This is a genomic window from Psychrobacillus vulpis (genome assembly GCF_006861825.1).
Taxonomy (GTDB): Bacteria; Bacillota; Bacilli; order Bacillales_A; family Planococcaceae; genus Psychrobacillus; species Psychrobacillus vulpis.
On sequence record NZ_VDGI01000026.1, the window covers coordinates 75,488 to 83,278 of the forward strand.

General features: G+C 34.8%; 10 protein-coding genes. 6 read left to right on the forward strand and 4 right to left on the reverse strand.

What is annotated here, in order from left to right; genetic code table 11:
- Positions 1-22 precede the first annotated feature (22 nt).
- From FG384_RS17860 to FG384_RS19910, 4 genes are all read left to right on the forward strand, one after another.
- Positions 23-1,057 carry an ABC transporter permease gene (locus tag FG384_RS17860; RefSeq protein WP_142644039.1) on the forward strand — a complete coding sequence of 345 codons (1,035 nt, stop codon included), beginning with the start codon at positions 23-25 and terminating at the stop codon, positions 1,055-1,057.
- Position 1,058: 1 nt separating this feature from the next.
- Positions 1,059-1,745, forward strand: a complete 687-nt coding sequence (locus FG384_RS17865; RefSeq protein WP_142644040.1) for an ABC transporter ATP-binding protein — start codon at positions 1,059-1,061, stop codon at positions 1,743-1,745.
- Between the two features lie 157 nt (positions 1,746-1,902).
- Positions 1,903-2,013, forward strand: a complete 111-nt coding sequence (locus FG384_RS17870; protein ID WP_142644041.1) for a YjcZ family sporulation protein — start codon at positions 1,903-1,905, stop codon at positions 2,011-2,013.
- 356 nt (positions 2,014-2,369) lie between these two features.
- Entirely contained in the window at positions 2,370-2,546 is a 177-nt protein-coding gene (locus FG384_RS19910) for an SH3 domain-containing protein (RefSeq protein ID WP_166462481.1), read from the forward strand.
- 62 nt (positions 2,547-2,608) lie between these two features.
- On the opposite strand, the gene FG384_RS17875 is transcribed toward FG384_RS19910, so the two are convergent.
- The 3 genes from FG384_RS17875 to FG384_RS17880 form a co-directional block, all read right to left on the reverse strand.
- Complete coding sequence (locus FG384_RS17875; RefSeq protein WP_142644042.1) at positions 2,609-3,052, reverse strand: carboxymuconolactone decarboxylase family protein; 444 nt, start codon at positions 3,050-3,052, stop codon at positions 2,609-2,611.
- Between the two features lie 553 nt (positions 3,053-3,605).
- Positions 3,606-3,743: a hypothetical protein gene (locus FG384_RS19915; protein ID WP_166462482.1), complete on the reverse strand. Its 138-nt coding sequence runs from the start codon at positions 3,741-3,743 to the stop codon at positions 3,606-3,608.
- Between the two features lie 450 nt (positions 3,744-4,193).
- A complete protein-coding gene (locus FG384_RS17880; RefSeq protein ID WP_142644043.1) occupies positions 4,194-4,574 on the reverse strand; it encodes a YmaF family protein in 381 nt (126 codons plus the stop codon).
- A gap of 414 nt (positions 4,575-4,988) precedes the next feature.
- On the opposite strand from FG384_RS17880, the gene FG384_RS17885 reads away from it, so the two are divergent.
- On the forward strand, positions 4,989-5,408 hold the full coding sequence (locus tag FG384_RS17885) for a VOC family protein (protein WP_142644044.1): 420 nt from the start codon (positions 4,989-4,991) through the stop codon (positions 5,406-5,408).
- Between the two features lie 495 nt (positions 5,409-5,903).
- Here FG384_RS17885 and FG384_RS17890 read toward each other — a convergent pair whose 3' ends face one another.
- Complete coding sequence (locus tag FG384_RS17890) at positions 5,904-6,743, reverse strand: tyrosine-type recombinase/integrase (RefSeq protein ID WP_142644045.1); 840 nt, start codon at positions 6,741-6,743, stop codon at positions 5,904-5,906.
- 264 nt (positions 6,744-7,007) lie between these two features.
- Between FG384_RS17890 and FG384_RS17895 the strand changes: the two genes are divergently transcribed.
- Complete coding sequence (locus FG384_RS17895) at positions 7,008-7,523, forward strand: site-2 protease family protein (RefSeq protein WP_240793475.1); 516 nt, start codon at positions 7,008-7,010, stop codon at positions 7,521-7,523.
- The last annotated feature ends 268 nt before the right edge of the window (positions 7,524-7,791 follow it).

The window sequence follows — 7,791 nt, forward strand, 5'->3', positions numbered from 1 at the left end:
GTTAAGAATGGAGGAGTTAATTATGAACCTTGCTTGGAAAGAAATTAAGAAAAATAAAGTAAGATTTTTGATTTTAGGTTCAATTGTGTTTCTTGTTAGTTTACTAACTTTTATTATTTCTGGTTTGGCAAATGGATTATCACAAGACAATGCTGCCCTTATTAAAGATTTACCTGAAGGGCAATTTTATATGAATGAAGATGCAGATGAAACTTATAATCTGTCAAGAATAGATAGCGGTATCCAAAATGAAATATTAAAAATACAAAAGGATGCTGTAGCGTTTTCAATTCAAATGGGCTTTTTAAATGATGAGGCGGATAAGCAACAGAGTATTGCCTTTGTGACATCCACCGATTCAAAATTATTTGAAAATGTTAAGCACGAGGAAATAATATTAGATAGCTCATTGAAGGATAAAGGTATAAAGGTAGGAGATACATTAACTAATAATCAATTTAGTGGGAAGTTTGTTGTAAAGGGCTTTGTTGATCAAAAAAAATATAGTCATGCTCCTGTTGCTTATATCAGTATGGAGGATTACAAAGAAATTTACCGAGTTGAACAAATGCAATTAGTTTTCACACCAGAAGGGGATTCTTCACAAGAATTCACAGGGTTACAATCATTTTCAAAGAAAGATTTTCTCAATACCATTCCAAGTTATAGCGCAGAACAGATGTCTCTAAATATGATTGTTTGGTTTTTAGTAGTAATTAGTGGAATGTTGTTTGCTATCTTTTTCTACATGATGAACGTTCAAAAAATTGGTTTATACGGTATTTTAAAAGCAATAGGTTTAAAAACAAGTAGATTATTCAAAATGATATGGACGCAGATGGTTGTTATTACAGTAATTTCACTAGTTATATCTATTACACTCAGTCAAGTTTTTAATATGATTGCACCTGAGGGAATGCCTTTCAGTTTATCTTTTAAAACAACTGGGCAATTGTCTATAGTATTCCTGATTATTGGATTTATTGGAGCTACACTTTCAGGAATTCAAATAAAAAAAATCGAACCATTACAAGCGATACAGCAAGGAGAGGTTTAAGATGACACTATTTACAATTGATGAAGTTAGAAAATCGTTTACTAATGGTGAAGTAAAGGAAGAAATATTAAAAGGAATTAATCTTTCTCTTAGAGAAGGCGAGATAACAGCGTTAGTGGGTGCATCAGGCTCTGGTAAAAGTACACTTCTTACAATATCTGCGGGACTTCAACCTACATCAGATGGGCAAGTAATATTCGAAGGAAAAAATATGACTACCATGAGTTCAGAGCAAGTTCGAAAAGTAAGAGCAAGTAAATTTGGTTTTGTCTTTCAATTTGCACATCTTGTTCCTTTTCTTACGGTAGAAGAACAACTAATGCTTATGCTAGATGTTTCTGAATCGAGATTAAAGAAACATGAACAAAAAGAAGAGGTTAATAGAATACTAAAACTAGTTGGGATGGACCATCGAAAAAATTCCTATCCTAATTTATTGTCAGGTGGGGAGAAACAGCGAGTTGCAATCGCTCGTGCAATAATTCATAAACCTAAAGTTCTCTTCGCAGATGAACCAACGGCAAGTTTAGATTCAAAAAGATCTAAAGATGTTATGTTGTTAATCAGAGAATTAACTAAAACACTTAATATTACTACTTTAATGGTTACACATGATGAAGAAATGCTTTCTTATGCTGATCAAATAATTAAAATGAGCGATGGTCTAATTTTGCAAAATGTAGATTAAATCCTTGAACTTCAGAATTTTATTTTAGACTAAAGATGATGAAAGGTGCATCATAAAAGCAGACTAATTAACCACTTCGATATGAGGTAAATTACCTTATTCACAACTTAATCTTTTCATAAACTATAGATAGCTATAGGAAAGGAGGAGATATGAGATGTCTGGATATGATGGCGGTGGATACGGTAGTAATCGAAGTTCGAACTTCGTGTTGATTGTAGTGTTGTTTATCTTACTTATTATTGTAGGAGCATCATTTATGTACTAATCATGTATGATGTGGATTAAGAGTGAATTTAGCTTTAACAACATCACATTCTAGTAGTGGGGCATTTTATTAGTGTGTTTTATCGAACGGTTTTTAGAGAGCTGATTAACTAGGTAGGTAAAAATATTGCGATACAATCCACTCATTTTTCTATTCTATTCTAATCAAGCGACCTTCTCCTAATTCGAGTTGGTCGTTTTTTTATTTATCTTTAAGTAAATAGTATTTAACAATAATATAGACAACATATAGATATTAGATTATTATTCCTAGTGAAATAGGTATATTATTTTATTTATGGTGTTTTTCAAGTGAAACAATTTACCTTAATTTTTGATGATGGAGAGTAAAAAAATATGAAAAAATACATTTTTTATCAAAATGATGATTTGTTCGGAATTTTTACTAAAAAAGAGGATGCGACGGAGCGATTATTTATTCCGAAGAGAATGATTAATATCTCATTACAAAAAGGGGATATAGTAGAAATCGTCAGGATGGACAATGGGTATCAAATAAGTATATTAAAATAAGACGTACTAGACGCATATTGTGTAGGAAAAAAAGAGCACCATAAGATGCTCGTTGATAGTAATTATTTTTCAGTCGCTATATTTCCCATTGCAATAGAAATTCTATTCCAATTGTTGATTTGATTGATGATTAGAACAAGGTCAACATATTGTTTCTCGTCATAATGTTCGCGTACTCGTTGATAAAGCTCATCCGGAACACGTTTTGTCGGGATTAATGTCACGTGCTCTGTCAACTCTAAAGCTACTTTTTCTGCTTCTGTGTAGAATTCACACTCTTTCCATGCACTAACACAGTAAAGTCGCTGTTCGGTTTCACCCATTTTTCGAGCATCTGATGTATGCATATTCAAACAAAATGCACATCCGTTAATTTGAGAAGCACGAATTTTAATAAGCTCACGAAGTTTTCGTTCGATTGCTGTCGTTTTCGTGTACTTCTCCATATCCATCATAATTTTCATACCATCAGGTGCAATTTCATAATAGGGGACTCTTTGGCCCATAAAGCAAAACTCCTTTAATTTATGATAAGGCTATTATACCTTTAAAAAGAACATTTGTACTAATTCATTACTCTTATACCATTAATTCAAGAAGAAATCTAATTGTAAAGGGTAATTAGAATTGCTTCGCAGTATGAACAAAATGCGACGTAATTGCTACTTGTGAAACATATGGCGAAATGATTTCGCATTAATTAATAGCAGCAAAAACGCTCAGATAAATCGAATTGGGAAATTACCCATAAATTCGATTCGTCTGAGCGTGTTTTAAATAATGGAGTTTCTTCTATACTATTTCTGACAAGCTCAGCCATCTTTGTCTCCGTGACGCGCATCGGCATTAGCAGGAAGAGTTGAGCTAACAAAACTTGGTTAGAACTCACGCATTGCTGCACAGTTTTTACATGTTGTTGGTGCTTTTAGAATAACTTATGTTCCAGAATTAACGTCACCATTTGTTTCACTTGGTTTTTTGGTAGTAAGTGTTTCAAAGCGGTAAGTATAAATAATAGTTTTATATTTGCCTTTTTTAATGATTATTGGTTGAGTTGTATTATCGATTCTGTTGGTTATTTTGTTGTGCGTTATTTCGTTTAGATTGATTTAAATCTAAATCTTCTGCAAATTCTTCACGATTGTTTTTTGAATTAGGTTCTTTTTTCTTAAAGTTTGGTTTACTTTTCTTTGTCATGGTATCGTCACCTCCTAGAGTTTAATGTGCTCAGTATAGATGGTCTTATTCTAAATGATTAGTTCTTTGCAATTTTTTAATGAAAAATCAAATTGGAAATAGTTCATTGAAGTAAAAAATTTTAAATGGGCTGGTTAAGGAATTTGTGTTTGAAGAAGAAACAGATTTGGAATGAATAGTTGAAGAACAAAGTGAAAAGTAACTTGTACTTTACTTGAAGACCATAGAGCTGTAATGGTAGCCAATTTTTTCTATTGAACTAACTGGGCAGGTTAGCCAAAAAGTAAATATAAAAAAGCCAAATTTTAATAAATTCGGCTTTAAAATGATGTATCTATTAAAAGAAAATGATAGGAAACAAAGTATTTTTTAGTTGTATTATATATTACGAGTTTATGCCCTACTTGGAATAAACCCGAAATATTAAAATTATGAGTCAAGAAACAAAGCTTATAAACTAGTATTCCCGCTATAATTGTGCCTATGAGGATTCATTCCGTTAATAGTAGTAACCCCACTAAACTCATGATAATGACCGCCGTTAGGAAGGGGAATAGCTGGACCAGTAACTCCACGAATTTCATGTTGATGTTGATCGTCCACAGATGTAAAGGTAAAGTATCGATGAGTGTGTGGGACTCCGCTTGGTGCTGGTTCAGTAATCCCAGCGTATCTGTGATTATGTCCCGCATCAAAAGAAGTTACGCCTCTATATTCGTGGACATGGGCAGGAACGGGTCTGCCATCCCATGAAGTGATAAAAAGTTGGTGGGAATGCTGTGGATCCGAATCGTCTGAATGATACATGAATCCAGAAACAGGGATTTCCAAATGTACAACTCCTTTTTGCCATTTTCAATAATTTATGTAATTGAGATAAATAAGGATACAAACTGTATTAAAAATGAGAGTAGTGCCCTCTTAGGACATGATCACAAGTCCGGTTCAATCGGTGAAGATGGTTCGGGAGATAAATAATTTTTTAAAGTAAATAACGCAAAAATGGGGAATGAATTTAAATTTGGTATCACTAAGATGTAGAACTTGAAGAATATTCCCCAAATTTAAAAGAATTTATATTTTAATTTCAGAAGAAAAGACCGAAGATGACTTTTGAAACGTATAAATCTTGTTCAACTATCGTTAAAAATACTGCAGATTAACCTTTGCAGGAAATAGAAGCCCGAATGTAGAAATAGCCATGGGAATAGCAAATCGGAAATTACCTTGAGGAGGAAACAGATTATGAGCGACAAACAGACATTACGAGGACTCACTACCGTCAGTTTTTGGGCGGCTGATCTAGCCGCGGCAAAGAAGTGGTATTCTGAGCTGTTGGGCATCGACCCATATTTTGAACGCCCTGGATATGCCGAGTTTCGTCTCGGCGATTACCAGCATGAGCTGGGCCTGATCGATAGCCGCTACGCGCCCGATGGTTTGGCAAGCGGCCACCCGGGCGGTGCTGTCGTGTATTGGCACGTTGACGATGTGATAACAACTTTCCAGAGGCTGCTGTCTATGGGAGCGAAAGAGTATGAGGCACCTACAGAGCGCGGTCCGGGATTCATTACTGCCTCCGTGGTTGATCCCTTTGGTAACATCCTAGGCATTATGTACAATCGGCACTATTTGGAGGTTCTAGGTTCGCCCGGAAAGATGTGACCCAAAACATCCGCATTTGTCTTAACACATGTCCAGTTTGTACTACTCACATCGCTGGTATGTTTACAAATATCCTAATGTAGTACGTCTATACAGTGCAGCCAGATTGGTTTTGTAACCTCGGACAGAAAGGGCATGTTGAAGCTCATCTTTTTTCTATTTCTTTTTCTTTGTTCTATGGGCGAAGCTCTCTAGCTTTTCAGGAACATCTTAATAATGTAAAAGTTCACTCTTGTAGCTTTCAAAAAGTAGACAAAAGAGACAAAAAAGAGGGCGTTTGTAGATGTGTTAAAACACTTTACGAACATCCTCTTTTTCCATACACAAGGGTTTTTATTTATATAGAATAGTGAGGTTATTAAACTACGGTGGGGTTGTTATAAGAAGGATTAACGCAAAAACGACTGAAAATCGACCAAATAAGAAGAAATAACCCAAGATAAGGTAATATTCAATCGAGTAGCAACATCTATATAGACGTTGCTCTTTTTATATTTAAAAGTACTTCTGATAATATTCTTTCCTTAACCTTCCACTTAACTGAGCATAGATCTTGGTGGTTTCACTCTTCTCATGCCACATAAGACTTTGTATAACTTCAATAGGAGCTCCATTATTCATCAAATGAGTTGCATAGCTGTGTCTAAGTTGGTGTGGATGAATCTCTTTATTAATTTCCGCACGATTGGAGATCCGCTTGATGATGTATCGCATTTGGGCGACACTCATTTGATGTGGCTGTCTTGCTGTTAAAAAGATAGCTGTATTATGATCGGTACGGGTTTCCATATAGCGTTTAAGCCATATATCGCAACGTGTATTAAAATAAACTTCCCTTTCCTTATCGCCTTTTCCTCTAACGATAGCAGATTGATTGGACCAATTAATATGGTTCTTTTCCAACGCCACTATTTCTCCAATTCGACAACCGGTGGAAAACATGAATTCAAAAATCGCTTTTTCCATTGGGGAATGACAGGATTCACGAAGGTGTTCGATCTCCCGTTCGGTTAAATACTTGGGGATCCGCTTGCCTACTTTGGGTTCTTTAATTTTGGAAGTTGGATTCTTACTCAGGTAGCCTTCTTCATGAGCCCAACGAAAAAAGGATTTCATAAACCGGATACGATGTGCAAGACTGGCTGATTTTAAATGCTTGCCGGATATAGCAAGGTACTCCTTTAGTCGATTTGTATCCAGCAATTCCATGTCTACATCCTTAAAATAATCAATTAGTAGCAAAGACTGTAACTGGTAGGCCCTCAATGTTTGTGGCGAAAAGCCCTCTATTCGTTTATCCGCTTCAAACGAAGCCCATGCTTTTGACAGTAACAATTTCATTCCCCCTAAAATAGTACTCTTAAAGGGATTATTGCCAACTTAATAGAATTATAGACATAAGAAGTGTTTTTTTACTAACGGGGCAGGTTAGTTTAAGAAGAGAAAATGAGCTTTTGATAATTCCTAATGGAAAATTTAATCCTAATTGAATCTTTTATATGTTACTAACGTAGAAAAGAAAAGGTAGTTTTGTTTAATTGATTATATTTAAAAAAGAAATAAAAGTAACAATTACTATTAAGAGTGGGGGTTATCCTTTTGTGGATTCTTTTTGAAGCAGCTGCAATACTAATTATTATTACAGTGTCTCTGTTAATACATGAAATGGGCCATGCAATTGCATGGATTTTACAAAATAAGAAAGCAAGAGCAGATATATATATGGGTTCATCAAGTAAAGAGAATAAACTAAAGTTAACTATTGGAAGAATTACATTTTATTTAACCATATCTTTTTCAGGTTTCTGCCGTCTTTCGAATCCAGAAGAATTACCGCCCATTACAAATAAACAAAGACTCATTTCCGCTGCAGGTGGACCAATAGCCTCTTTGTTTGGTTTTGTAACACTATATTTTATCTCCCATTTAATTTCTGGCGTGTTAGGCATTATAATTAACAGAGTTGCAATCATTAGTTTAATGGTATTCTTAACAACAGCAATTCCTTATACTTATCCTTCATTCTTAAGACATTTAGGCGGTTTTCAATCTGATGGTTTAAAAATTCTTAACCTACTTAAAGAAATTAGAAAACACCATAAAGTAGCTTCATAAGAAGAATATTTTTTATTGTACCTACAGGGTCGTTAATAGAGCAAAGGGTTTAGTGTCCTTTTTGTTGAACTAATTGTACACTTCTTATCGCAACATTGGTTGGGATAAAAATAAACAAGTAATTTTGTTAAGCTAACGGGTGCTTGTGCGGCCGAGCCTAGGTCGTATCATATAGCGGGTGGGATTCCCGTCGAGAAAGAACTAGCCATTCACTCGTAGCGAGTCTTGGAGGGCTAATGGTAACATTAGCCTTTAAGCGTAGACAGTT

What these genes read in the sequence shown, in the direction of transcription:
- FG384_RS17885 (WP_142644044.1), top strand. Translation starts at nt 4,989, where the DNA reads ATGAGCGACAAACAGACATTACGAGGACTCACTACCGTCAGTTTTTGG.
- FG384_RS17865 (WP_142644040.1), top strand. Translation starts at nt 1,059, where the DNA reads ATGACACTATTTACAATTGATGAAGTTAGAAAATCGTTTACTAATGGT.
- FG384_RS19910 (WP_166462481.1), top strand. Translation starts at nt 2,370, where the DNA reads ATGAAAAAATACATTTTTTATCAAAATGATGATTTGTTCGGAATTTTT.
- FG384_RS17870 (WP_142644041.1), top strand. Translation starts at nt 1,903, where the DNA reads ATGTCTGGATATGATGGCGGTGGATACGGTAGTAATCGAAGTTCGAAC.
- FG384_RS17860 (WP_142644039.1), top strand. Translation starts at nt 23, where the DNA reads ATGAACCTTGCTTGGAAAGAAATTAAGAAAAATAAAGTAAGATTTTTG.
- FG384_RS17875 (WP_142644042.1), bottom strand. Translation starts at nt 3,052, where the DNA reads ATGGGCCAAAGAGTCCCCTATTATGAAATTGCACCTGATGGTATGAAA.
- FG384_RS19915 (WP_166462482.1), bottom strand. Translation starts at nt 3,743, where the DNA reads ATGACAAAGAAAAGTAAACCAAACTTTAAGAAAAAAGAACCTAATTCA.